The sequence below is a fragment of the Arenibacter aquaticus genome (assembly GCF_003957295.1).
Taxonomy (GTDB): Bacteria; Bacteroidota; Bacteroidia; order Flavobacteriales; family Flavobacteriaceae; genus Arenibacter; species Arenibacter aquaticus.
The window spans coordinates 48,456-73,377 of sequence record NZ_RQPJ01000015.1 but is presented as its reverse complement, the minus strand read 5'-3'; the positions used below and the strand labels follow the sequence as shown (position 1 = coordinate 73,377).

The following is a 24,922-nucleotide window of genomic DNA, read 5'->3' as shown; positions in this document are numbered from 1 at the left end:
TATAAATATACAGAATGAAGATAAGTATTCCCATTTGCACGTTTTTGATTTTTGCGTTTATCTCCTGTGGAGAAGTGAAAAAGGAAAAGAAAAAGGAAGATCCGATGTCTGCTACGGATAAGACGGGTGTTAGAATTGAAGATAAAAGTTCAGATAAAAGAGTGGATGTTTATTTTGGGGAAGATCTCTTTACTTCATATATCTATCCTGAAAATATTATGAAACCCTGTCTGTGGCCTATAGTAACAGCAAAAGGGACAGAAATTACCAGAAAATATCCACTTAAACCGGTTAAGGGGGAACGGGCAGACCATCCCCATCATATAGGGATGTGGATGAATTATGGGGATGTGAACGGTATTGATTATTGGGGGCATTCAGAGGCTACTCCCAAGGACAGGAAGGCCTATAGCGGTATCATACGGCATCAAGAAGTGGTAGGCTCGCAGGCAGATGGGAATCAGGCAACCCTAAAGGTTAAAACCAATTGGGAAGGCGGAGGCAAAATTCAAATTAAGGAAGATATCAGTTTTCACTTTATGGATAGGGGTACCATTAGAATAATCGACTGGATGAGTACCCTGACGGCCCAAGAGGACATAGTTTTTAACGATACCAAGGAAGGAATGTTCGCCATAAGGGTGAGTCGCGAACTGGAATTGCCATCGGACAGACCACTTACCCTGACCGATGCCGATGGTAGACCGGAACCCAATAAGGTAGTAGATAATAAATTGGTGTCCGGAGACTATCTAAGCAGTGAAGGGGTTACTGGGGAAGAGGTATGGGGTACCCGAGCCAAATGGATGAAACTACATGGGACATACAAGGAAGAAAAAGTGGCCGTGGTAATTCTGGACCATAAAAAAAATCCAGGCTACCCGGCTTATTGGCATGCAAGGGGGTATGGGCTTTTTGCGGTAAACCCGCTGGGCCAAGAGGTCTTTTCAGAAGGCAAAGAAGTGATGAACCTAAGCCTGAAGAAGGGGGAGTCTGCCCGTTTTGCGTTCAGAACCCTTATATGCTCAGGAGAAATATCGGACGAGGAGATAAATAACCTTTGGTTGGAATTTTCCGATTTGTATTAGGCTGTTTGTTGGCTAAGACGGAGCTGCAGTTCAGCATTAACCATTAAACCCAATTAGCATGGAGACAAAATTAAATTCAAGAAGAAGTTTTATTAAAAAAACAGCTGCCGGTTCGGCTTTTATTGCCACCGCAGGAGTTTTGCCTCAATTCAGCGCTAAGAGTTATGCCCGGATTATTGGGGCCAATGACCGCATGCATATTTCCATGATGGGGGTAAATAGCAGAGGAAAGGCCTTGGCGCAAAATTTTGCCAGTCAGCCCAATGCAGAGGTTAACCATATATGTGATGTAGACAGTCGTGCAGTTGTAAAATGTCTTGAGGCCGTAAAACAACGTCAAAACAACGAAGCCATAAGTTATGGCGATTTTCGAAAGTCTTTGGAGAGCAAGGATGTTGATGTTATGGTTATAGCGGCTCCCGATCATTGGCATGCTCCGGCATCCCTCTTGGCCATGGAGGCCGGAAAACACGTCTATGTAGAAAAACCATGTAGCCACAACCCCAATGAAGGTGAAATTCTGGTACAGGCAGCCAAGAGGTATGGCAAGGTTATACAGATGGGAAACCAAAGACGTTCCTGGCCCAATGTGGTGGAAGGAATACAGGCGTTGCAAGATGGGGCCATAGGCCGTGTGTATTTCGGAAAAGGGTGGTATACCAACAACCGGCAATCCATAGGTGTTGGGAAGAAAGTAGCGGTGCCTGACTGGCTAGATTGGGATCTATGGCAGGGTCCGGCGCCCAGAATGGACTACAAGGATAATATTGTTCATTACAATTGGCATTGGTTATGGCACTGGGGAACTGGTGAGGCACTTAACAATGGAACCCATATGATTGATCTGTTGCGATGGGGCATGCAGGTAGACTATCCGGTCAGGGTGAGTTCCAATGGGGGTAGGTACAGATATGAGGACGACTGGGAGACGCCCGATACCCAAATTATTAATCTTGATTTTTCCGAAGGAATGTCCATGTCTTGGGAAGGCAGGAGCTGCAACGGTAAAAATATAGAAGGTAGTGCCGTAGGCGTTATGTTTTACGGGGAAAATGGTAGTTTGCTTATACCGGGCGGTAATAGCTATAGTATTTTTGATTTGGAAGGTAAGCTAATTAAGGAGGTTAAAAATACCCAAACAATAGATCCCAGGAATAAGACCAATCCGGCAGAACTGTTGGATGCCCTACATATTCAAAATATGTTCAATGCTATCCAAAATGGCGGTAGCCTTAATGCGGATATAGATTCTGGACATAAAAGTACCTTGTTGGTACAATTGGGCAATATTGCCCAACGCACCGGCCGCTCACTAAATATAGACCCATCCAACGGACACATACTAAAGGACAGGGAGGCGCAGAGGTTATGGGGGCGCTCTTATGAAAAAGGATGGGAAATGAAATTATAATATAACACAAATGGCAGATAGAAGATCGTTTTTGGGAAAACTCGGAAAAGGGGCAGCATATTCAACCTTGGCATTATCCATGCCCACACCTTTGTTATCACATGGGGAGAGCAGCAAGGACCTAGTAAGGAAAAACAAGGTTATAGGGATTATAGGAGCGGAAAATTCACATACCAGGGGATTTGGAAAGATGTTTAATATAGATAAGAAATTTCCTGGCTGGGAAGTTAAATACGTCTGGGGGGAAAAGGAGGAATTTGCCAAGCAGGCCAAAGAAGAAGCGGGCATACCTGTTATAGTTAAGGATCCCAGGGAAATGCTGGGCCATATAGATGCCCTCATCGTGGATCACCGTCATGGCAATATGCATCTTGAAGCGGCCAGCCCTTTTGTATTGGCCGGGATACCTACATTTATAGATAAGCCCTTTTGCTACAGTAGTGATAAGGCCAAGGAATTTTTGAAAATGGCAAAAAAAATTGGCACTCCGGTAACCTCTTACAGCTCTATAGCCCATAGTTACGCCAATGATAATATGCGCGAACAATTGAAAGAGATGGGCAACATTAATCAGGTTACCTGCTATGGCAAAGCCGATATTAATTCTGTTTATGGAGGAATCTATTTTTACGGTGTTCATATGGTGGAGCCCCTAATTTATTTGTTTGATGAAAAAGTGGTATCCGCAAGGGTCAACGTCAATAAAAAGGACAATTTAAATAGTACGGCCAGCTTGGTATTTGAAAACGGGATGATGGCGACCTTGGTCATAACCTCAAAAAAATATGGCTGGCAGACCTTTGTGGAAACAGAGCAGGGGATGGTTGAATTAAAATCCAAGGCCAAAAAAGTAGACCCTGATAAGAATTATGTAGATATGGTAACCATGTTCAATACGGGTCAGGAGCCCCGTTCCCACGAAAGCATTGTACATGGTATAGCTATTTTGGAAGCGTTGCATAAGTCGGTAACCACAGGAAAATGGGAACCCATTAATATTTAGATTATGTCCAGGCCATTCAAACTTTCAACCCAAGTACTTGCTCTTGCCCTTGTTGCGTTATGTGTAAACTGCAAACAAACGAACAGTAAAAAAACCGCTGTATGGAACAAAGGGAACCAGAATGAGGCTGTGCTTACTGAGATGGAGGAAAAAGAGGGCTGGGAGTCCCTTTTTGATGGGGTTACGTTCCAAGGTTGGCGAAGTTTGGGAAGGTCCCAAGTACAAGACGAACTTTGGAAAATTGAAGCTGGCACCATACGAAAACTGAATAGTGAAAAGGTTCCGCCCCGGCCAGATGGCATGCCTATAGAAGGAGGGGATCTGATAACGGAAGAGACATTTGATAATTACGAACTGTATTTTGAATGGAAAGTTTTACAAGGGGGAAATACAGGTTTAAAATATAATGTATCCGAAGATATGTCCCAGAAATATGGTTCCAAATATGCTGCGCTTGGATTTGAATATCAATTATTGGACGACAGCGATACACTTTATGCCGGAAAACTGAAGCCCTCCCAATACACTGGAAGTCTTTATGATATGATTGCTCCGAAAAATGCCAATGTTAGGCCTGCGGGGAAATTCAATTCCAGTCGTATTGTAGTAAATGACAAGCGGGTAGAACATTGGTTAAACGGAAAAAAGGTTGTCGCCTATGAATTTGGTTCCCCGCGCTTGGATTCCCTGTTCCGGAAAAGCAAGTATGTGGACTACCCAGGGTTTTTAGAAAAAAGAAAGGGGCATATTGTTCTACAAAACCATAAGGACGATGCATGGTTTAGAAATATAAAAATCCGTAGGATCAAATAAATGGCAATAAGCCTAATTAATAGAATAAATGATCATGAATATAAAGCGTATATCAATTATGGCAATTTCCTTATTGGTTAATTTGGGTATATCACAACAAGACGGCAAAAGTAAGGTGCAAGGGGTGCTATTCTCGGACGGGGAAGAGGTGGCCTTAGCTATATCCAATGGAGAAATTTCTTCAATCTCCCGTCAAAACCAAGTTGGGAACGGCTCTGATCTGTACCTTGCCCCAGGCCTGATAGATATCCAGATTAACGGTTATATGGGGGTAGATTTTTCTGGCCCCGACCTTAGTGTTGAGCGTGTAAGAAAAGCTACCAAAGCCTTGTGGAAGGCGGGGGTCACCTCTTATCTTCCTACAATTATTACCAGCGATTTGGCTAGGATGAAGAGGAATTTTGCCATACTGGCCCAGGCGCAAAAAGACCCTGAAATAGGGAAATCCATACCGGGATTTCATTTGGAAGGTCCCTATATTTCACCAGTAAAAGGGTTTAGGGGCGCCCATTTGGAGAAGTACATTAAAAATCCGGATTGGGAAGAGTTCATGGAACTGCAAGAAGCAGCGAATAATGGTATACGGTTAATTACCCTAGCTCCGGAATTGGAAGGCGCTATTGCCTTTATTCGTAATTGTGTGGCCACAGGTGTTACCGTTTCGCTTGGCCACCACAATGGATCGGCAGAAGATATTACGGCAGCGGTTGATGCAGGTGCAAAAATGGCAACCCATCTTGGCAACGGCTGTGCCAACGAGATCAATAGGCACCACAACCCTATTTGGCCTCAGCTGTCGGACGACCGAATTACCCCCAGTATTATTGCAGATGGCTTTCATTTGACCAAGGAGGAGGTACGTAGTTTTTACAAGGTAAAGGGAGCGGACAAAACTATTCTGGTATCCGATGCCCTGGACCTGGCCGGTCTGCCACCAGGGGAGTACATCCGTGGGGAGCGAAGCTTATTGCTCACCTCCAATGTAGTGAAATTGCCCAAGGAAAATGTTTTGGCAGGAGCAGCATCTCCTATTAGTGCTTGTATAGGGGTTATTATGGACTATACACAATGCGGTATTAAGGAAGCGGTTCAGATGGCTAGTACAAATCCGGCAAAATTATTATCGTTACAAGATTTGGGGGAAATTGGCCAAGGCAAGCAAGCCAATTTGGTTCTTTTTAAGTTAGAAAATAATAAAATGGTCATCCATAAAACCTTCGTGGCCGGAAAGTTGGTTTATTCTAAGGATGACTAATAGTGGAATGAGGAGCTTTGTTCTGGAAAAAATATAAAATATTGTAACCTTTAAAGATTTAACTGCCATATGGGAAACAAAGCGATTAGCAAAAAAATAGTACTGGCACTTAGTGCTGTGGGGCCTGGACTTTTTCTAATAGGTTACAATATTGGGACAGGAAGTGTGACTACCATGGCAAAAACAGGTGCAGAATACGGTATGGGGCTTTTCTGGGCATTGGTACTCTCCTGTATTTTTACCTATATTTTAATGGTAGCCTATGGTAAGGTAACCTTGGTTACAGGTAGGACTGCACTATATAATTTTAAACGTGAGTTTAAATGGGGCTGGTTGCTGTCGCTTTACATTATCTTGGTACTGATAATTGGTGAACTCTTGGCCCTCATGGGGGTAATGGGAATTGTGGCCGATCTGGTACAGGAAGGGCTGCGCCTTGCCTATGGAGGACTAATAGTTTCGCGCGGGTATATTATATTGTTCTTTGTTGTATTACTGGCCTTTTTTTTATGGTTTGGCCGTTACCAAGCTTTTGAAAAAGTACTGACCGTTTTGGTTATTTTAATGGGGCTGTCGTTTGTGGTGGCTTTTGTTATGGTAAGACCGGCGCTGTCCGATATTGTTTCCGGTATGGTTCCTAGTATTCCCGATACGCCCGGGGCATTGGGATTGGTGGCGGCTATTACCGGAACCACCTGTTCCGCTGCGGTCTTTGTAATGAGGAGTACCGTGGTAGCGGAGAAGGGGTGGGGAATAAACGATTTAAAAAAAGAAAAGAACGATGCCTTTGTATCGGCCTTTATGATGCTTTTATTGAGCGGAATTATAATGGCGGTAGCTGCCGGGACCCTGTATGTTTCCGGTATGCGACTAGAGAATACGGTAGAGATGATATCCCTATTTGAACCTTTTGGGGGCAAAGTGGCCGCTTTTGTATTAATAGTAGGGATTACAGGAGCGGGACTTTCCACTATTTTTCCCATAGTATTGATTGCTCCTTGGTTGTTGGCAGATTATAGAGGGAAACCCAGAAATATCCATTCCAACACCTCTAGAGTACTTATATTTGGGGCTTTGCTATTTGCTTTTGGTACCGTTTTTTTGGATGAAAGACCCCCGGCCTTAATGGTCTTTTCCCAAGCTTTTCAGGCCTGTATCCTCCCAGCGGTAGCCATACCTATGTTTGTTTTAATCAATAAGGGTAAACTAATGGGGAGTAATAAGGCGGAGTTAAAATTAAATTTGGGATTGGTGGCAGTAATTCTTTTTGCTCTTATTACCACTTGGTTCGCCATATTAGAATTTATATAAAGAACATATCATGGAAAAAGCACTTCAAATTGAAAATTTAGCCATAAAAATTTATCGGGAGAAAAAGGCAATGGGGGAAGCAGCAGCGAATAATGTGGCCGAAAAATTAAAAATTGCCATTGACGAAAGGGGAGGGGCCAATCTTATTTTGGCTACGGGTGCGTCACAGTTCTCATTTTTAGAAGCGTTGCAGACCAAGGAAATTGATTGGGGAAAAATAACCGTTTTTCATTTGGACGAGTACAAGGGAATATCCGATTCACATCCTGCCAGTTTTAGAAAGTACCTAAAAGAGCGCATATTGGATCAGGTAGCTCCCAAAAAAATATATTTCCTCAACGGGGATGCCGAAGACCTGGAAGGTGAAATAACGAGGTACGAAAAAGCTCTTACTTTACACCCCATAGATATCGCATGTATAGGCATAGGTGAAAATGGACATATAGCCTTTAACGATCCCGCAGTTGCCAATTTTAAGGATCCCAAATTGGTGAAGGTGGTAGAGTTGGATGAGGCCTGCAGAAACCAACAGTTAGGGGAAGGTTGGTTCCCAACCTTTAACGATGTGCCTAAACAGGCCCTTTCCTTGACTATTCCGGCTATAATGGACTGTAAGGCCATTAGTTGTGTTGTACCCGATGAAAGAAAGGCCCAGGCCGTTTACGATGCCTTGTATAACGATATAAATACAAATTGTCCTGCTTCTATTCTTAGAACACACCAAGATGCTACCCTGTTCCTGGATAAGGCAGCGGCTTCCAAAATCTATTAATGGATAATGATAGATACATGGGAGACTAATCTACCTACTTGGTTCCGTGTGCCTATTTGATACTCAAGGCCTCATTCTCGAAGGAAATACCTTCCCAGCCACCGATCATAAAATTGCGAATGTTCTGATGGTCTGTCCCATTTGGATTTCCCAAAACATCTTCCCTATAGAAGGTGCCAAAACAGGCAAGGGTTTCCTCTTTGCTTAATGAATGTAGCTTGGCAAATGAAAATATTTTACAGGAACCCGAGTTTTCACCAGCCTTATTGCTTACAGTACCATTGGTGAAGGCAGAGGGAGAAAAGTGGTAGTAACCGTCTATTGTGGCAATGGTATCACTAAAGGAAATTTCCTGTGGTGTTTTTTTAAGGGTGCTTAGAAATTCGTTTAAGGTCATGTATACTATAGTTATAATTTAAGTCTGTAAATTTAGGGTTTAACCTTTTATTTGTTCTATACATTAGACTAAAATATTTGTTGATTATAAGAGCAAATGCTTTCATATTTTTTATCTTTAAGAACCTCTTGTGCCTATGGTACAATATACTAGCCCATTATAGAGGCGTTTGTAACAGATAACATTATAAAATTAGCTGCATATGAAAAAGGTATTGCTTGGTTTACTATTGTTTACGGTCTGGCCTACAGTGGCACAAGACACAAAGATTGCTATCCTTCCTCCGGAAATTCAGATCAAAACGGCTGTTTTACCTGTTCCAGAAAAGGAGAGGGATGCTGCTATGGTCTATGGTTATAATGGCGATGGAGAACTGGTAGTTTTGAGAAAGGGGACCAATAACTTGGTTTGCATTGCCGACAACCCTGGCAAAAAAGGAATCAATGTGGCCTGCTATTCCAAAAAAATGGAACCGTTTATGGCTCGAGGTCGGGAACTTTCTGCCCAAGGTCTCTCCGGTGAAGAACGAGAGAAAATTCGTGAAAAAGAAGTGGCCTCGGGTAAATTGAAAATGCCCAAGGAACCTAGTATGATGTATGTGTATTACGGTAAGGAGGAGGATTATGATGCCAAAACTGGAGAACTGCAAAACGCTAAGTTTAGATATGTTATATATACCCCGTTTGCAACTACGGAATCTACTGGCCTGCCCGATAAACCCCATGCGCCAGGTATGCCTTGGCTTATGGACCCAGGGACCCACAGGGCACATATAATGGTAGGACCTTTTTAATTAGTTCATTTCTATTTATTCATTTACCAAGGCAGACAGTTATCTAACTTAAAAATTACCTGCCCAGGGGGTATAAAGTGTTTTTAATTAAAAGTGTTCTTGATAGAAGGGGCTATTTCCATTGCTTTGTTTTTTGGAAAACGATAGGAGATGCCAAAATTTATTAAATAATCCGCAAAAGCAGCATCCCCATTTCTTGGATTTCCAGTGCTTATCTCTGTTTGCCTATCTGTGACACTTTGTGGTCTGTCCCTACGTACTGCAATAGGTACATTTAAATTTAGGGTGAGATTGTGCGAATAATACGCTACGCCTGGCTCAATAGAAAGTACATTACCCGGTCTTCGAAAGCCTTCATTTCCACCAATGAGGTCTTTTACAGGCACAGCGTCAAAGCGGCCCCCCAAGGATGTGGATATTGCGCCGGACCAACTGTAGCTTAAACCCGTACGTACCGAATATTGATCCGGTACGGCCATAATGGCCTCATTTTCCAGGATAGGGCTCAGGGTTTCCCTAAACGTTCTTATTCCATTGGTTTCCCTGGGGTTCAATAAGTAAAAACCACCGCCGTAGGCAAATAGACCGGCCGCTACTTTTTGGTAAAATTGAAAATCCATAGTAAGTCCAAAACCACCATCGCCAGGTTGAATGGACTGGTCAACTGGTCGTACCTCCGGACTCCCTTCCGGGCCTACGTTGTAAAATATATCGGTGGCATTGTAATTTCCGGTGGGCAGCTTTATGCCTAAACCAACAGCAATGTTCCCATTGGGATTACTTATGGGATCCATCAACCAATATCCTAATCCCGCCCTTATATCGGCCAGACCTCTGGAGAAAGTACTGTTTCTTTCTTCCCTTCCGTGCTCATAAAGGGAAGACCTTGTGTTTATTACGGTGGGTATGGTAATACTGGTATAGAGGCGGTCGGAGATGCCATAGGTAAGGAAAAAGTCCCATGCATGGGAATGGTTTATCACTTCTGTACTGCTGGCTACTCTATCTGCCTCCTCCTCCGTTCCTCTAAAATGCCTAAAAGATTTAAAATATCTATAATTCATTCCAACTAGAAGATCCCCTTTTTCCAAAAGGTTATTTTCCAGACTGTTTCCAACACAGGAGGAAAAGTGTCTAATAGCTACACATCCTTGGGCTCTTAAATTGGTTGGGTTACTGCTAAGGGCCAAAATAAGGATTGCGATTAAAAAGTTCGGTTGTTTTAATATCATTGGCTCTAATTTAGATATTGGTTTTGTTCAAGAAACCTCATTATTATCTTGTGGATAGATACAATTAAAGAAGTTTTTATGTTATCTCTCTCGTTCCAAAATGTCTTTACATTACCCTAGTGAATCTCAAGATATTTAAGTGGGGTATAGTATATTGGTATTGTGTTAAGAAATTTTGCCATACGGCTGTTGATAAATCATAAGTAATGCACTGATGATTACGATATTCTTCACTATATATTGCCCTACTAGGGTAAGGGAAAATGGCGCAGCGGAAAAGGAAGTGTCAGGAAAAAATATCACGGGTACAAAAGTTAGTACAAGATGGATCAGTGCTGCAATTATGACTTTTTTTAGTTGAAAATTAAAAATTAAACACAATCCGATGGCAACTTCCAGTATGGCCAACAGTAAGATTCCAATATGTTGAGGAATCAAATCAAAGGTCAACAATGAAATGGTTTCTTTGGCCAGCATATCGGCCGGACTCAATCCAGGGAAAAATTTTAGTAAGCCAAACCAAAGGTAAACTATACCGATGCTTATACTAAGTATCCTACCATTTTGGGCTAAACGTACCATTTGCTAGGTTTTTTTGTTGATATAATGTTATAAGATTGATAATGGATATCTTCCTATCAATAAGCAAGGGGGTTTCTAATTTACCGTGGTCAACCCTTTATCGTTTTCACCTATAAGTTCCAAGTATTTCTTATAGTGATGACGTGCTACCTGTCGTCCTAGTTCCAATCCGGCAACATTGTCTGCCTGGATATGATATCCCCCCATAACTCTGGATATTCCTGCCATTTCCGCTGTTTCCGTAAAAGTTGGAAATTTAATGATAACCGGGTCGTCTAGATTATTGGGTTCTGTAAGCGCTCCTGGAACCAGTTCTACCTCTACTCCAAAATGGTCATCTCCAGTAAATAAGCGCAAAGCTTCTGCACAGCCCCCGCTTATAGTGCTGTGACCAGAAACGTAGCTAGGGAAAGGTGGACAAAGAAAAGCATCCGGGGAATAGGGCCTCCAATCCTTTCCTTTCATTTCAACCATGCCCTTATCCGGACCTCCCCAGGCTTTAATTACCTGATCTTGGTAGTAATCGTGTACCAAGGCGTATGGCCGGGTATAGTCATAATACATCTTGGAGTCCCAGCAGGAAATAAAAGCATCCATAGCTACAGCTTCTACCAAGAAGTACATTTTTACATCTTGGTCCAAGGTATTGTTGTCCCGTTCAGATACGTCCTGAGCAAATTTTAACCAATGCCCTGCCTGTTGTACAGATTTTGGTCCATCCCGCATAAATTCTACCAAGGCTTTGTTTTCTGGTGTTAAATTGGCCTGTAGGTCAATTACCTCCTTAACTTCCTGGGCCAATTGTTCGGAGCCTACCATTGGAGGTGGTCCTGGCCTAAACTGATCGGCCGTTTCCAATAATAGAGGTGTTACCTCCTGCCAATATGGGGTAAGGCAGCCTGGATTATATTTGTTGCCATCTTCATCAATAAAATATTTTGGTTGCCATCTGTTGAGGTCAATATTTTTGTCTATATCATTTACAGGTTTATAATGGGTATAGTCAAAGTAGGGTTGTCCATTGGAACCTTCTACTTCACCATATTGGTTTGAGCGGTCATTTTTTCGGGCTTCTATTACCATTGCTGCAGCAAGGTTTCCTACTCCTTCAGGTGTATTAGGGTCTTTGGAGTGATTTTCTGGGTCCAGGCCCAAGGCAAGCATTTTCTTAGTGAACAAAGTGCTATCGGAATAATAATACTCCTTTAAAGCTCTGTAGGCGGCGTAACTTACCGCAATTTCCTTGTTCTTTAAGGTCCTTTTGCCTGTGGGGAAGCGTTCTACATCTTTCAGGTATACGGGTTGCGCCTTGTCGTCAAATCGTGTCCAGGCATCAAACATGGCCGTACATATTAGTCCTAAATATCTGGAGGTGACTGTGGGTCTGGGCTTAAATCGATCTGTGTCCAATGCCGTTCCTTCCAATGCCATAAAAGCCCATTGGTAAGCCACATTGTTCGTGCCCCGGGGTTCATCGGTTGTGGCCATGGTATTTTTTGCCATGGTTATGGATTGCTTGGACTGGTCTTTACAGCCCATCAATCCAAAAAATAAAATAGTTAGTAGAGGTAGTATGCGTTTTTTAAGGGACATATTGGTTGGTTTTATTCTCCACAATAGTAGAATTTTAGATTGTGTAAAATTTAATTTTTATACGAAATGCTTATATTGCTTTATGAAAAAGGTTATTTATTGTATAAAGTCATGAAGTGTTTAATTGTTGATGATGATCCGTTGATTTGTGATTTGCTGGAGCACTTTTGCAGTAAGATTGACGAAATTAACAGTGTAACCACCACGGTGTCAGGATTTGAATCCATTAACCTTATTAACAACTCCTCTTTTGACCTAATTTTTTTGGACTTTAATTTACCGGATATTACGGGTAGGGATATTTTAGACCTTAATCCCAAGTCGGCGGTCATAATGGTTACTTCGAACAAGGATTTTGCATTGGATTCCTATAACTATCCGCAAATTGTGGACTATCTGGTAAAGCCTATTAATTTTCCACGGTTTATGAAGGGCTTTTTAAAGGCCAAGAATTTCATTGCCTCTAGTCAACAAGAGCAGGCAAATGAGAGTCCTTTGTTTATAAAGGAGGGGGGGAAGTTGGTGAAAATAAGCTTGGACCAAGTGGCCTATTTTAAATCTGAAGCCAATTATATTTCCATCGTTTTCAAAAACAAGAAAATATTGACCTTAATGGCACTAAAAGATTTGGAGCCTAAGCTTCCTGATTTTTTTCAGCGCGTACATCGCTCTTATATTATAAACCTTAATATGATAGACGTTATTCATAACGGGGCTGTGGAAATTAATAAGGACCATATTCCTGTTAGTCAACGTTATACTCCGGAATTGCTCAAGAAGATAGATCTTTTGAATTAAGATATCGTTCTACTCTAAAACAACAGAGGTAATAGGTTATGGTATTCCGTATCTTTTTAAGATCCCCATTTTCTAAATCACTTACCTTTTCTGGAAGTATGTCCTTTAGGTTGGTTAAGCTTAGGTTTTTTATATGGGCTATTAGCTTATGCAATATAGCCTCCCATTGTTCCTGTTTTTTATTGTTGTTCACTAGGTCTATCCGTTTGGAATAGGTGGCGAATTCTTCCTCCAGTAGTTTAAGCACTTTGACCATTTTATTGGGGTCATGGTCATAGCTACTATAAATATTTTGAAAATCGGGACACAGAAATTCATTGCTGCCCAATATTTTATGAACGGCATCTTTGAAGTATCCGATATCAAAAGGTTTTTGAAAATATAAATTACCTATGGCTGGGTTTTCCAATGGGTCCAGAGCAGAAACGATTATAAGTGGGCAGTTAATTATTTTGGTCGCTATCCATTGCCTTAAAGTTGATTGGATCTTTTGATTATCTAGCATCAGATCGCTGATGATTAAATTTGGGGAATGGGAATTAATCATGGTGAGCGCCTTTTCCAAAGAGTTGGTTTGTAACAATGAAACATTACTGGAATTCAGCAAGTGCTTTATTAATTCAGAGGTTGATAAATCATCCTCTATATGGAGCACCTTGTATACATGGCTTAATGTTGGGTAAGAAGGAGCCAAAGTTTGGGGTGTTTCTGTGATACTGGAATGTGGTGTGGGTAAAAGGGGAAGACTTACAATAAATACAGATCCAGCATCTTTTTGAGAGCTTGCCCTTAAAGTACCTCCAAAAAGGGAAGTAAGCTGCTTTACAATGGATAGACCAAGGCCGTAACTGCCGTACCTCCCGGATAAATCGTTTTTCTCCATGAAAAAACGATCATTAATTTTGTTGAGGTTTTTGGGCATAACTCCCAATCCAGTATCCTTTACCCTTATTTCTAGAAGTAGTGGAGCTTTGTTATTTATTGTTGCTTGCAGTTCTATTTGGCCTTCCTTTGTGTATTTAATGGCGTTGATGACAAGGTTTGTTACAATCTGTGTTAGTCTTAAGGCGTCTGTCTGATATAGATGTGATTCCAGCTTATTGTCTATAGATAAGCTAAAGGTTAGACCTTTTTGCACCGCTTCGTACAGGTAGGTGGAATGAATGTCCTTAAGTAGCTCAGCAATATTAGTAGGTTCCAAGAGTATTTGAAGTTTCCCCTCAATCAATTTTTGGTGGTCCAACACATCGTAGACCAAACCGGCCAAATTGGATGAACTTCTTTCCAGGGCATTTATGATGGGGAGTTGTGGTTTTGAGGCGTTTTTATAAAGCAATTTGGTAAGTCCCAAAATGGCATTCAAGGGCGTACGCATTTCATGACTCATATTTTGTAGAAATTCGTCCCGTTGATTTCTAGCTTCATATTCCTTTTCCAATGCGCTGTTCAATTCCTTAACATTTTGATCAATTTTGACCTTCATTTTAGAAAAGGTGTTGGCAAGAATACCTATTTCATCCTTTCTGTTGGTATCTAGGCTGGTATTATCTGGGATTCCCTGGTCATAGTTGCTTATGGCCTTGGTAATTTTGGTGATTTTTTTAGAAAACAGATTGGTGAACAACAATGAAAGGAGTATGGAACATAGACAAACCCAAAGTAGGGTTTGTAAGCTTTTAGATCTTACAGCTAGGGCATTTTTTAGTAATATATTCTTTTCCATATTGGATATGAGAAAAATTTTTCTCTTGCCATCAAAAAAAGTCAATTCCTTAACGTGGCATAAGTAACTTCCACTGGGAGTTTTTTCCAATTGTGTAAATCCTTCTTTTAGTCTTTGGGGGGTGTCCTTGTTTGTATTAAAATCTTCGTAAAAGTTTTGGTATTGCTTTGTTTGTATACCAAATTGCTGTGTACGATCAGGAGAATATAGGTACTGTCCTGTTTGATCTATTAAATAGCATTGGCCATCTATTCCGCCTATTTGATCCAGTGTTTCGTAAAGCAGGCTAAGGTTTACATTAATGATTAGAAGGGCCACTTTTTGGCCCTCATTGAACACTGCACTGGCAACACGCAGGGTAGGGGTGGGCGGATCGCTGATAAGTCCGTATTCTTCATTTAGATTTATGTTTGAAAAATAGTGTTCACCCTTCTTGATCTGTAAGGCTTCCTTAAAATATTCGCGATCCCCTTTTTGTTGTAGGATCTCGGATTTAAAGATATTGCCGTTCTCCTTATTAAAACGGATAATTTCCTTGCCGTTTTTGTTGGCATCTATGAGCCTTATTTGAAAATAAGATTCCTTGTTTTTTAGAATTATACTGAACAGTCTATCCACATCTTTCGCTGTGACATCGGATGGCTGTACAATGTGTTGTTGCAGGGTGGGACTTAAAGTGATTACCGCAATGTCATTGGTAACCTCGTTCAACAACGCGTAGAATTGCTGTTCGGCCAATTCAGATGAGTGCAAGATCCTCTCCTTGGAATGCTCGGTAATCACCTCGGATGCCTTGGTAAATACTAAATATCCAGAAAGGAGTATAGAAAATATAATGAGTCCTGTAAAAAAAAGGCCAAAACGTGTTACTATGGAATGTCTTAGTTTCATTTGGGGCCAATATAAAGCATATATCTAAAGTATGCTTAATTTAAATTGAAACCAAAGGTTGATAGTATCCAATAGAGGAAAAGTAAAAATTCCCAATAGTAGGAATAGTGTATTTTATTTCAACGCTGTAATGGTCAATTATAGGGAAATACTACTTTGTTGTTCCAGAAGAACACCCTATTCTGGAGGGGGAGGTGTTTATTTTTTTATCTTTTTCACCTCTTGGTTTACCAATTGTATATACTTTTCCATTGCTTCTTCAATGCTCACATTTTTGGCCTGTATAAGTGCATTGGCCTTAAAAGCATTGATTAAGGGGGTTCTGCTTCCTGGATGGCTAAAATTGCGGTTGGCAATTTTAAAATATGCGTACAATTTTAGCAAAAGGTCGGCGGGTAAGGGGTCGGTATACGCATTTACATAGTCAACCGCCGCTACGAAATCCTCTTTAAGTTTATCAGTTTTCATTTTCTTTGTGTGCCCTAGTGGTTGCAATACATGTTTTTGCCCCGATTACTTTTTGGTGCAGTTTTACCGTAATTGCACTATCCAAAGGTAAGAACAAATCTACTCTAGAGCCAAATTTAATAAATCCGGCATCATCTCCTTGCTGAACACTTTCTCCCACTTCCGCGTAATTAACAATTCTTCGGGCCATGGCCCCAGCAATTTGGCGGTATAAAACATCACCGAATTTGGGGGTGTTGACCACTACTGTTGTTCTTTCATTCTCTTCACTGGATTTGGGGTGCCAGGCTACCAAGTATTTCCCGGCATGGTACTTGGAAAATTTTATAAGCCCACTAGCGGGGTATCTGGTTACATGGACGTTTATGGGGGACATAAAAATGGAAACTTGTAAACGTTTGTCCATAAAATATTCGGTTTCCTCTACTTCTTCAATTACTACGACCTTACCGTCTACGGGGGCCAATATTTCGTCAAAACTTTTGGCTACTTTGCGTTTTGGGTTTCTAAAGAACTGAAGTATCAAGATTAGGATGACTATTGAGCTAATTTGAAGGGCAAATTTCAGCCATGGTATTTCCACAAAAAAATGGGCCAATAAAACAACTGAACAAACCAAGATAAAGGTTGTAATAATGATTCTCTGTCCTTCCTTATGAAACATGTGAAAAAATAATTAAAGTTAAATATGCAAACGGAGCAGCAAATACCAGGCTATCCAAACGATCTAGCATACCACCGTGTCCCGGTAATATGGCCCCACTGTCTTTTACTCCGGCAGCCCTTTTAAATTTAGACTCTATAAGATCGCCCAAATTTCCGGTTAAAACAATTACTGCAGCCAAAATAAACCATTGGCCTAGGGTAATATTGGTTTCGTATTTAGATAAGAAATAGGCAGCGCACATGGCAAAAACAAAACCACCTATTGCCCCTTCTATAGTTTTTTTGGGGGAAATGGAAGGGAATAATTTATTGCGGCCTATACTCTTTCCCACTAAATAGGCAAAACTGTCATTTACCCAAATAAGGATAAATATTCCCATTATTAGGAATTTTGCAAATTCATTGTCCTTGTAGGGTATCATGGTTAGAAAAATACACCCTCCACCAATATAAAACAGGCCAATTAAAAATTTCTGCAAGCCATTAAACAATTTTTCCTTCCCCGAAAAAAGATAATATAGCAATATAAAATTAATGCTAATTGTGATGAACATCAAAATATTGATAAGGATCTTGTCCTGTACAAGGTATATATATGCCCACCATAAGGCCAAATAGGCAATAAAAATATGATAGCCCCTTAGTTTTATCATACGTTTATACTCATAAAGACAGGCTAGTCCAAAGATCATAAATAAAAAGTCGAATGCATCAGAACTCAGAAATACGGCAGAGAGTAGTAATATTACATATACTGCACCTGTAAGTAAGCGCCTTAGAATTTCTCTCATGTTATAGGTCTTCCAGAAGTAAAAGATAAAGGTTTTTAGAACTACTTCCGTAAGTTAAGAAATCATCTGAATTTTCGGCTGTTGGTTGAAAATGCTTTATGGTCGTAATATTGGCCGGTATAACATTTTTGTATTTCTTTTTTATTGTTTTGAGTCCTTCTCCTATGGATTCTACCATCTGACTTGTAGTGGCAAAAACAATTACATTAGAGGGCAGCTCGTTTAATTTTCTTTCTTTAAGTTGGTTGGAGCATACTAAAATGGAACCGTTTTGGGCAATTAAATGTTCGCAGGTGGTAAAAAATATCTCACTGTTCTGGGGACGATCGGTAAAATTTATTTCCTGTTTGGAAAACTTATCCTCCAATCGTTTATCCATTGAAAAAAATGTCTGGTCTTGCCATTTATTCTCAATAATAATATTGTCCAGATTGGCGAATACCTCCTGAATGGAATCACAATAGAGGAACTTTCCGCCGTTGTGTTTGAAATTAATGGTAAATTTTTCATCAACGGGAATGTGTAAGTCGGGCATATGTTGCCCTCTTGTTTCAACGGTTTCCTTGGAAACCTTTTTTTTACCTCCCCCGAAAAGTTTATCAAATAATCCCATTAATATCTAAAACGCCCTATGTGCCCCTTTAATGGGGACAACGAATTATTTTCCGTTTTATTTTTCTGTTTCTGTTTCTGTTTCTGTTTCCGTTTCAGAAATATTCTCTTTATTCTTCTTGGCTATTTCTTCTGCTTCAAGTGCTTTATCCTTGTCAAAAGGTCGCTTTCCGAATATTTTTTCTAAATCGTCTTTAAATATAACTTCTTTTTCCAATAAACGCTCTGCCAATTCGGTAAGTTTATCCTTGTTTTTGGCCAATAGGTCTACGGCTCTTTCGTATTGCTCTTCAATAAGCTTGGAAATCTCCTTGTCTATGGTCAATGCTGTTTGCTCACTATATGGTTTGGAGAATCCGTATTCGTTTTGACCAGAAGAATCGTAATAGGTCAAGTTTCCAATCTCATCATTAAGACCGTAGATGGTTACCATGGCCCTAGCTTGTTTTGTTACTTTCTCCAAATCGCTTAGAGCTCCAGTGGATATTTTATTGAAAATAACCTTTTCGGCGGCTCTACCTCCTAGAGTGGCACACATTTCATCCTTCATTTGTTCTGGACGAACAATGAGTCTTTCTTCCGGAAGGTACCAGGCAGCACCTAGGGATTGTCCCCTTGGAACAATGGTAACCTTTACCAATGGTGCGGCATGTTCCAACATCCAGCTCACAGTGGCATGGCCGGCTTCATGATATGCAATGGTCTCTTTTTCACCTGGAGTGATAATTTTGTTCTTTTTCTCCAGTCCGCCAACAATTCTGTCCACGGCGTCTAAAAAGTCCTGCTTAGAAACTGCTTTTTTCTCTTTCCTGGCTGCAATTAGTGCCGCTTCATTACATACATTGGCTATGTCTGCCCCAGAAAATCCGGGAGTTTGTTTGGCCAAAAAGTCGAGATCCAGAGTTTCCGCGGTTTTAATAGGTCTTAAGTGTACTTCAAAAATTTCTTTACGTTCCCTGATATCTGGGAGGTCTACGTATATCTGCCTATCAAATCTACCTGCCCGCATCAAGGCCTTGTCCAGTACATCGGCGCGGTTGGTAGCGGCCAATACTATAACATTGGTATTGGTGCCAAAACCGTCCATTTCGGTCAGCAATTGGTTCAAGGTATTCTCCCTTTCGTCATTGGAGCCGGTAAAATTGTTCTTACCTCTGGCCCTACCTATTGCATCGATCTCATCTATAAAAATAATGGCGGGGGATTTGTCCTTGGCCTGTTTAAATAGATCCCGTACCCTGGAAGCTCCTACACCAACAAACATTTCTACAAAGTCTGAACCTGAAAGTGAAAAGAAAGGTACTTTGGCTTCTCCGGCTACCGCTTTGGCCAATAAGGTTTTACCAGTTCCTGGAGGTCCTACCAACAGGGCTCCCTTGGGAATTTTACCTCCCAAAGAGGTGTATTTGTCAGGGTTTCTTAAAAATTCAACTATCTCCTCTACCTCTTCTTTGGCTCCTTCCAGTCCGGCCACATCCTTAAAGGAGGTTCTGGTATCTGTCTTTTCGTCAAAAAGTTTTGCTTTGGATTTTCCAATGTTGAATATTTGTCCACCAGCACCACCACCGGCACCACCAGACATTCTGCGCATCAGGTATATCCATATACCTATTATCAGAACAAATGGAAGCAAGGTTAAGAGTAACTCTGTAAGCACATTGGACTCTTGGTCGTAGGTAAGCTCGGTATCTAAATTGTTTTCCTTTTTTATTTCGTTGATCTCGTTCTCAAAATTCTGCTGATCTCCGTAGTTAACAATATACTGTGGAGTAGCACCGGCCGTTAGGGAAAAAGGCTGGTCAGCAACATCTGTGTGAACTTCCTTGTTCAAGGCCTCTTCCGTAAGGAAGATTTTAGCCTGTCTGGTGTTGGTGATTACCAGAATTTTTCTGATATCCCCATTCCTGAGATATTCCTGCAACTCAGAGGTGCTAGCTTTTTTGGTGTTCGCGAAATTTCCACTACCGAAAAATTGAAAACCAATTAACAATATTGCAATTAAGCCATATATCCACCATGTATTGAATTTTGGTTTTTTGGGACCTGTATTATTTTCTTTTGCCATTATTTTTTTTTACTGATTGAAGCTACTTTCAACTGAAGTTACTTTGGCGTCTCCCCAAAGGCCTTCTATGTCATAATATTCTCGCACTTGTTTCTGAAATACATGCACCACTACGTTAACGTAATCCATTAAAACCCATTCGGCATTGTCTGAACCTTCTACATGCCAAGGTTTGTCCTGAATTGCTTTACTAACGGTTTTTTGGATTGAGCCTACAATGGCATTTACATGTGTGTTGGAAGTACCATTACAAATAATAAAGTAGTCACAAACGGTATTCTCAATATCTCTAAGATCAAGTAAATTTACATCAAGTCCTTTAACTTCTTCGATACCACTTAAGATTAAGGCAATTAATTCATCTGCGCTACTTTTCCTTTTCTGCATTCAAATAATTTAAATTTGTACAAAGTTATTATTTTTTTGTTTTTTTAACTATTGTTTTTAACAATAGATTATATAATAATCATAAGATTGTAAATGCAATTAATCAAACTTAATGCCACGGACTCCACAAACGCTTATTTAAAAGAGCTGTTGCTTACGGGTAGCCTGGAAGATTTTACCGTTGTGATGGCCCATGAACAGCTAAAGGGACGGGGGCAAATGGGTACAAGCTGGATTTCGGATCCTGGTAAAAACCTTACATTCAGTGTTTTAAGTAAATCAGAAGGCCTTGGGGTTGCATCACAATTTCTGTTGAACATGGCTGTGTCATTGGCTATTTATGACACATTGTTAAAACTGCAAGTGCCTGATTTAAAGATAAAATGGCCTAACGACATTATGTCAGGCCATTCTAAGATTTGTGGAATTCTCATAGAAAATATTTTGTCCGGACAACAAATTCAGGCTTCTATTATTGGAATTGGGTTAAATGTAAATCAATTGGTGTTCTCCAATCTGCCCAATGTATCCTCTTTAAAACTGTTACTGGGCAGAACTTTGCCCTTGGAAGAGCTACTTCAAAATATAGTGGACAACCTCAAGGTATTTCTAAAGGAAAAAATAAATGATGAAAATTATTTGTTTTCACGTTATGAGGAGCTATTGTTTAGAAAGGATAAGCCTTCCACATTTAAAAATAAGGAAGGCGAAATGTTTATGGGATTTATAAAAGGGGTAAGCAGAGGGGGCAAACTTTTAATCTTGCTGGAAGATGACATTGTACAGGAGTTTGATCTAAAAGAGGTTAGGCTCTTGTTCTAGTCTCTGCTAAGATTTGTTGGCCTATATTTTGGTTAGGTTATCTGATAGTGTTCCAATAAAACTGGTGATCGGGCCCTTTACCATCATAGCCATCATAGCGTTAAATTTCCCTTCAAAACTCAGTTCCACCTCACTTTCGTTGGCATTTAATTCGGCAATGTTTGCTGTTAGGGTAAATGGCAATTTGTCGCTTGCCGCACCTAGGATCAATTGTGAGTGTGGTGTTTGCTGTTTTTTTTGAAGTACTATTTCGGGCATTCCTTTTAAAGCGAACAAGAATCGGTCCTCATTGATCACTTCAAATTTGCTTATGTTCTCTGGCATTAAGGTTTCAAAATTCCTTACATCATTTAGAAAATCAAATACTTCCTTACTGCTTTTGTTTACTTTCTTTTTTGGTGCTTCTAAATACATAAATCTAAGATTGCCAGGTAGCGGGGTCTGTCTTCCACTCCAATAAGGTTTTTAATTGATTGTCCTGGATGTATTTTGTATCCGAGGCCTGTTGTATAAGATGTTCGTAATCACTCAATGTGTGTAGGTCAATACCGTAGTTGTTAAAATTTTCTGTGGCTACTGAAAACCCATAGGTGAAAATGGCGATCATGCCCTTTACGTTGGCTCCGCTGCTCTTTAAGGCGTCAACGGCATTTAAGCTGCTTTTTCCTGTGCTTATCAAGTCTTCTATGACCACAACATTTTGATTGGGCTCTAAATGGCCTTCTATTTGATTCTGCCGGCCATGAGATTTGGGTTGGGGCCTTACATATATGAATGGCAGTCCCAAGTATTCGGCAACCAACATTCCTATACCAATAGCTCCTGTGGCTACTCCGGCAATAACATCCGGTTTGCCATAAAGGCGCTCAACTTGTTTGGCCATTTCCTCCCTAACAAAATTTCTGATGCTTGGATATGAGAGTATTATCCTATTGTCACAATAAATTGGGGATTTCCATCCTGACGCCCATGTAAATGGATTTTCAGGTTCCAACTTTATTGCATTAATTTGCAGCAGAAGCTCGGCAGTTTTTTTAGCAGTGTCTTTATCTAAAACCATGATGCAAATGTATAAAGTTTTTGTTAATGAGTCACCTCTGATTTTAACAAATAAATTATCAGATACCGCGAATAGTAAATATTTTTTGTTAAATGGATCTGCCATAAATGAGGCAATAGATTCTTTGGCCAACAAAAAATTGAAGAAGGCTTTTATTTATCACCCCAACCATGAGGAGATATTAAAGAAATTTTCAAAAAAAATACCCTTGGTGGTTGCAGCCGGTGGTGTTGTGACTAATAAGGAGGGCAAAGTACTTTTTATCTATAGGAATGATAAATGGGACCTGCCCAAGGGGAAGTTGGATAAAGGGGAGACCATAGAAGAATGTGCCCTGAGGGAAGTAGAGGAGGAAACAGGGGTCAAGGGACTAAAGATTGAAAACTTTCTTAGGACTACATATCACTTGTTTAAAAGAAACGGCAGCTATAAGTTAAAGGAGGTCCATTGGTTTGCCATGAAAACCAATTTTAAAGGTGAATTGGTAGGCGAGGCCAGTGAAGGGATAGAAAAAGTAAAATGGAAAGGGCCGGATAAAATTAAAAAAGCCCTGGAAAATTCTTATGCCAATATAAAAATCCTTTTTAAGGACTAAGGTTCTATTCTTTTAGAACGCGGTATACCGGGTATTGCATATGTTGGGGTTCGTAGTATTTTGAATGCCTGTAAATCCAATCCAATTGGTTGTGCCAATTTGCAGAAAATGTACTGTCCACTTCTTTTTTTGCTTCAAATTCCATTCTTAGATCTGGGTCTTGGGTTAGTATATCCAGAGCAATTTCCTCAAAGACATAGGGGGAAAACCCTTCTTTTCGCTGTAAGATAACATCAAAGAAATTCCAATTAAAGAAAGAATCGGTGGCTTCTGGTTCCAAGGTCTCCAATAAGTATCGCATTCCTTTTTGGTTGGTAGGTATTATGACATCCCCGGCTGGAAGTTTTTCCTTTTTTTTGTGCTTGACACTTTAGTGTTAAAATGGGGGTAGTGGCCCTCGTATGGATTTTTATAGGTTTCGTAGCTGTCTATTTTGTAGGACTCAACCGCAATTGTTGTGTCTTCCTTGAGAATTTCATAGTCTATTTGGTTTATGGCCAACAAATCTATGACCTTGTCCCAACCTTTTTTTATGATGTAGGCTTTTGGAATTTCTATCTCATGGGTATAGGTATAAAAGTTGTGGTAGTCAACTTCTTTTATATAGGGTCTTTCCCTGTCGTATTTAATGCGGGGAAATCCTGTTACCTTGCTATCCATTATTTCGGCTTCATAACCTTTAAAATTAATAGTGGTTGTTTTGGTGCTGTCTATGGTCCATTGCAAGGGGTAGTTTTGTTTTTCTAAAAAGGCTTCAAATGTACGCTCCCTAAGTTTCTTTATTTTTTCGTAGTCCCTGTCAGAAATTTCAATAATTTTTGTCATAAGGGCATATACACCTTCCACTCTTTGTTTGTAAGGTTTAAGCATGTGTGTTTCAACCATTAATCCAAGGGTGTTCCACAAACTGGTGTATCCGGTGGAATATCTAGGGTAATCCATAAATTGGGTGAATCCATTTTCCGGTATTGCATTAAACACGTTTACATAGGGTGTAATGTCCCAATCAATCTTTAATAAGGCTTTTTCAAGAGTAGGCATCATTTCTCTGTGCAGGTAGTTGCCCAACTCTCCTCCCAATTTGTTGTGTTGCGTAAATAAGTGGGTAAGGGTATATTGGTAGTCTGCTCCATTACTAACATGGTTGTCTATAAAAATATCTGGTTTTACCAAGTGAAAAATTTCGGCAAAAGTGCGGGCGTTTTTGGTGTCGACTTTAATAAAATCCCTATTGAGGTCATAATTTTTGGCATTACCTCTAAATCCATAGGATTTGGGCCCGTTCTGATTGACCCTTGTTGTGGAATTTCTATTCAGGGAACCGCCTACATTATAGATGGGAATAGTTGCAACGACTGTATGTTTTGGTGGGGCTATTTTCTTTAAGGCGAGGTCCCTGTAAAGTAGCATAGTGGCATCTATACCGTCACTCTCCCCAGGATGTATCCCGTTATTGATCAATAGGATATTTTTGTTCCTGCCAATTTTTTGAAAGTTGAAATCGGCATCAGGATTAAAGGTTACCATGTGCAGTGGATGACCACTGTCTGTACTGCCAATAATTTGAATATTGATTTCTGGGAATTCCTTTGCGAGTTGAATGTAAAAGTCAATGGTCTCTAGGTAGGTAGCTGTTTCTTGACCTTGACTTTTTTCGAAAACAGTTTTAATCTGTTCAATTTTTTTTCTTTTCTTGGTCTCACAAGAAAATACACAAAGTATCAGAAGTAGTCCTATTAGAAGCCTCACTCTATAATAGTTTGCTGTTAAAAGATAAAATTGCCGTTGATTAAA

The 24,922-nt window shown here is 40.3% G+C and carries 24 protein-coding genes and 1 pseudogene; 11 read left to right on the top strand and 14 right to left on the bottom strand.

Features of this window, described 5'->3' with window-relative positions:
- Window positions 1–14: 14 nt before the first annotated feature.
- The 7 genes from EHW67_RS15320 (at window position 15) to EHW67_RS15290 (ending at window position 7,653) form a co-directional block, all read left to right on the top strand.
- Window positions 15–1,088, top strand: a complete 1,074-nt coding sequence (locus EHW67_RS15320) for a DUF6807 domain-containing protein (RefSeq protein ID WP_202911995.1) — start codon at window positions 15–17, stop codon at window positions 1,086–1,088.
- 58 nt (window positions 1,089–1,146) lie between these two features.
- Complete coding sequence (locus EHW67_RS15315) at window positions 1,147–2,499, top strand: Gfo/Idh/MocA family protein (RefSeq protein WP_126163264.1); 1,353 nt, start codon at window positions 1,147–1,149, stop codon at window positions 2,497–2,499.
- A gap of 10 nt (window positions 2,500–2,509) precedes the next feature.
- A complete protein-coding gene (locus EHW67_RS15310; RefSeq protein WP_126163263.1) occupies window positions 2,510–3,502 on the top strand; it encodes a Gfo/Idh/MocA family protein in 993 nt (330 codons plus the stop codon).
- Between the two features lie 3 nt (window positions 3,503–3,505).
- Window positions 3,506–4,315, top strand: a complete 810-nt coding sequence (locus tag EHW67_RS15305; RefSeq protein ID WP_126163262.1) for a 3-keto-disaccharide hydrolase — start codon at window positions 3,506–3,508, stop codon at window positions 4,313–4,315.
- Between the two features lie 34 nt (window positions 4,316–4,349).
- The gene (gene nagA / locus EHW67_RS15300; protein ID WP_158285134.1) at window positions 4,350–5,570 is read left to right on the top strand and encodes an N-acetylglucosamine-6-phosphate deacetylase; all 1,221 of its coding nucleotides are present in this window, start codon (window positions 4,350–4,352) and stop codon (window positions 5,568–5,570) included.
- A gap of 69 nt (window positions 5,571–5,639) precedes the next feature.
- Complete coding sequence (locus EHW67_RS15295) at window positions 5,640–6,881, top strand: Nramp family divalent metal transporter (RefSeq protein ID WP_126163260.1); 1,242 nt, start codon at window positions 5,640–5,642, stop codon at window positions 6,879–6,881.
- Between the two features lie 10 nt (window positions 6,882–6,891).
- Window positions 6,892–7,653 (top strand): glucosamine-6-phosphate deaminase, encoded by a 762-nt coding sequence (locus EHW67_RS15290; RefSeq protein ID WP_126163259.1) that lies wholly within the window; start codon window positions 6,892–6,894, stop codon window positions 7,651–7,653.
- 52 nt (window positions 7,654–7,705) lie between these two features.
- Here EHW67_RS15290 and EHW67_RS15285 read toward each other — a convergent pair whose 3' ends face one another.
- On the bottom strand, window positions 7,706–8,050 hold the full coding sequence (locus tag EHW67_RS15285) for a HopJ type III effector protein (protein WP_126163258.1): 345 nt from the start codon (window positions 8,048–8,050) through the stop codon (window positions 7,706–7,708).
- A gap of 202 nt (window positions 8,051–8,252) precedes the next feature.
- Here EHW67_RS15285 and EHW67_RS15280 point away from each other — a divergent pair, with 202 nt between their 5' ends.
- Window positions 8,253–8,843 (top strand): hypothetical protein, encoded by a 591-nt coding sequence (locus EHW67_RS15280; protein ID WP_126163257.1) that lies wholly within the window; start codon window positions 8,253–8,255, stop codon window positions 8,841–8,843.
- Between the two features lie 83 nt (window positions 8,844–8,926).
- On the opposite strand, the gene EHW67_RS15275 is transcribed toward EHW67_RS15280, so the two are convergent.
- The 3 genes from EHW67_RS15275 to EHW67_RS15265 all read right to left on the bottom strand — a co-directional run bounded on the left by EHW67_RS15275 (window position 8,927) and on the right by EHW67_RS15265 (window position 12,250).
- Entirely contained in the window at window positions 8,927–10,075 is a 1,149-nt protein-coding gene (locus EHW67_RS15275) for a hypothetical protein (RefSeq protein ID WP_126163256.1), read from the bottom strand.
- Window positions 10,076–10,240: 165 nt separating this feature from the next.
- Window positions 10,241–10,657, bottom strand: coding sequence for a doxx family protein (locus tag EHW67_RS15270; RefSeq protein WP_126163255.1), 417 nt, complete (start codon window positions 10,655–10,657; stop codon window positions 10,241–10,243).
- Between the two features lie 75 nt (window positions 10,658–10,732).
- Window positions 10,733–12,250 (bottom strand): vanadium-dependent haloperoxidase, encoded by a 1,518-nt coding sequence (locus EHW67_RS15265; protein WP_238389955.1) that lies wholly within the window; start codon window positions 12,248–12,250, stop codon window positions 10,733–10,735.
- Between the two features lie 111 nt (window positions 12,251–12,361).
- On the opposite strand from EHW67_RS15265, the gene EHW67_RS15260 reads away from it, so the two are divergent.
- Window positions 12,362–13,048 (top strand): LytR/AlgR family response regulator transcription factor, encoded by a 687-nt coding sequence (locus EHW67_RS15260; RefSeq protein WP_158285133.1) that lies wholly within the window; start codon window positions 12,362–12,364, stop codon window positions 13,046–13,048.
- Here the strand turns inward: EHW67_RS15260 and EHW67_RS15255 are convergent.
- The 7 genes from EHW67_RS15255 to rsfS all read right to left on the bottom strand — a co-directional run bounded on the left by EHW67_RS15255 (window position 13,023) and on the right by rsfS (window position 20,651).
- Window positions 13,023–15,662, bottom strand: coding sequence for an ATP-binding protein (locus EHW67_RS15255; protein WP_126163253.1), 2,640 nt, complete (start codon window positions 15,660–15,662; stop codon window positions 13,023–13,025). The two genes, EHW67_RS15260 and EHW67_RS15255, sit on opposite strands and share 26 nt — an antisense overlap.
- A 198-nt stretch (window positions 15,663–15,860) precedes the next feature.
- Complete coding sequence (locus EHW67_RS15250; RefSeq protein ID WP_126163252.1) at window positions 15,861–16,130, bottom strand: acyl-CoA-binding protein; 270 nt, start codon at window positions 16,128–16,130, stop codon at window positions 15,861–15,863.
- On the bottom strand, window positions 16,120–16,794 hold the full coding sequence (locus EHW67_RS15245; RefSeq protein ID WP_126163251.1) for a phosphatidylserine decarboxylase family protein: 675 nt from the start codon (window positions 16,792–16,794) through the stop codon (window positions 16,120–16,122). The genes EHW67_RS15250 and EHW67_RS15245 overlap by 11 nt, the downstream gene beginning before the upstream one ends.
- Window positions 16,784–17,587 (bottom strand): phosphatidate cytidylyltransferase, encoded by an 804-nt coding sequence (locus tag EHW67_RS15240; protein ID WP_126163250.1) that lies wholly within the window; start codon window positions 17,585–17,587, stop codon window positions 16,784–16,786. Before EHW67_RS15240 ends, EHW67_RS15245 begins: the two co-directional genes overlap by 11 nt.
- Window position 17,588: 1 nt before the next feature.
- Complete coding sequence (locus EHW67_RS15235) at window positions 17,589–18,200, bottom strand: LUD domain-containing protein (protein WP_126163249.1); 612 nt, start codon at window positions 18,198–18,200, stop codon at window positions 17,589–17,591.
- A 57-nt stretch (window positions 18,201–18,257) separates the two neighbouring features.
- Window positions 18,258–20,264, bottom strand: a complete 2,007-nt coding sequence (gene ftsH / locus EHW67_RS15230; protein WP_126163248.1) for an ATP-dependent zinc metalloprotease FtsH — start codon at window positions 20,262–20,264, stop codon at window positions 18,258–18,260.
- A 9-nt stretch (window positions 20,265–20,273) separates the two neighbouring features.
- Complete coding sequence (gene rsfS / locus EHW67_RS15225) at window positions 20,274–20,651, bottom strand: ribosome silencing factor (RefSeq protein ID WP_126163247.1); 378 nt, start codon at window positions 20,649–20,651, stop codon at window positions 20,274–20,276.
- A gap of 93 nt (window positions 20,652–20,744) precedes the next feature.
- Between rsfS and EHW67_RS15220 the strand changes: the two genes are divergently transcribed.
- Window positions 20,745–21,473, top strand: coding sequence for a biotin--[acetyl-CoA-carboxylase] ligase (locus tag EHW67_RS15220; protein WP_126163246.1), 729 nt, complete (start codon window positions 20,745–20,747; stop codon window positions 21,471–21,473).
- Between the two features lie 21 nt (window positions 21,474–21,494).
- Here EHW67_RS15220 and EHW67_RS15215 read toward each other — a convergent pair whose 3' ends face one another.
- Together EHW67_RS15215 and pyrE are read right to left on the bottom strand one after the other, a co-directional pair.
- Entirely contained in the window at window positions 21,495–21,887 is a 393-nt protein-coding gene (locus tag EHW67_RS15215; protein WP_126163245.1) for an SRPBCC family protein, read from the bottom strand.
- A gap of 4 nt (window positions 21,888–21,891) precedes the next feature.
- Window positions 21,892–22,533: an orotate phosphoribosyltransferase gene (gene pyrE, locus EHW67_RS15210; RefSeq protein WP_126163244.1), complete on the bottom strand. Its 642-nt coding sequence runs from the start codon at window positions 22,531–22,533 to the stop codon at window positions 21,892–21,894.
- Window positions 22,534–22,540: 7 nt separating this feature from the next.
- Here pyrE and EHW67_RS15205 point away from each other — a divergent pair, with 7 nt between their 5' ends.
- Window positions 22,541–23,128, top strand: coding sequence for an NUDIX hydrolase (locus EHW67_RS15205; protein ID WP_126163243.1), 588 nt, complete (start codon window positions 22,541–22,543; stop codon window positions 23,126–23,128).
- A 4-nt stretch (window positions 23,129–23,132) separates the two neighbouring features.
- On the opposite strand, the pseudogene EHW67_RS15200 reads toward EHW67_RS15205, so the two are convergent.
- A pseudogene (locus tag EHW67_RS15200) lies at window positions 23,133–24,877 on the bottom strand (M14 family metallopeptidase).
- Window positions 24,878–24,922: the final 45 nt, after the last annotated feature.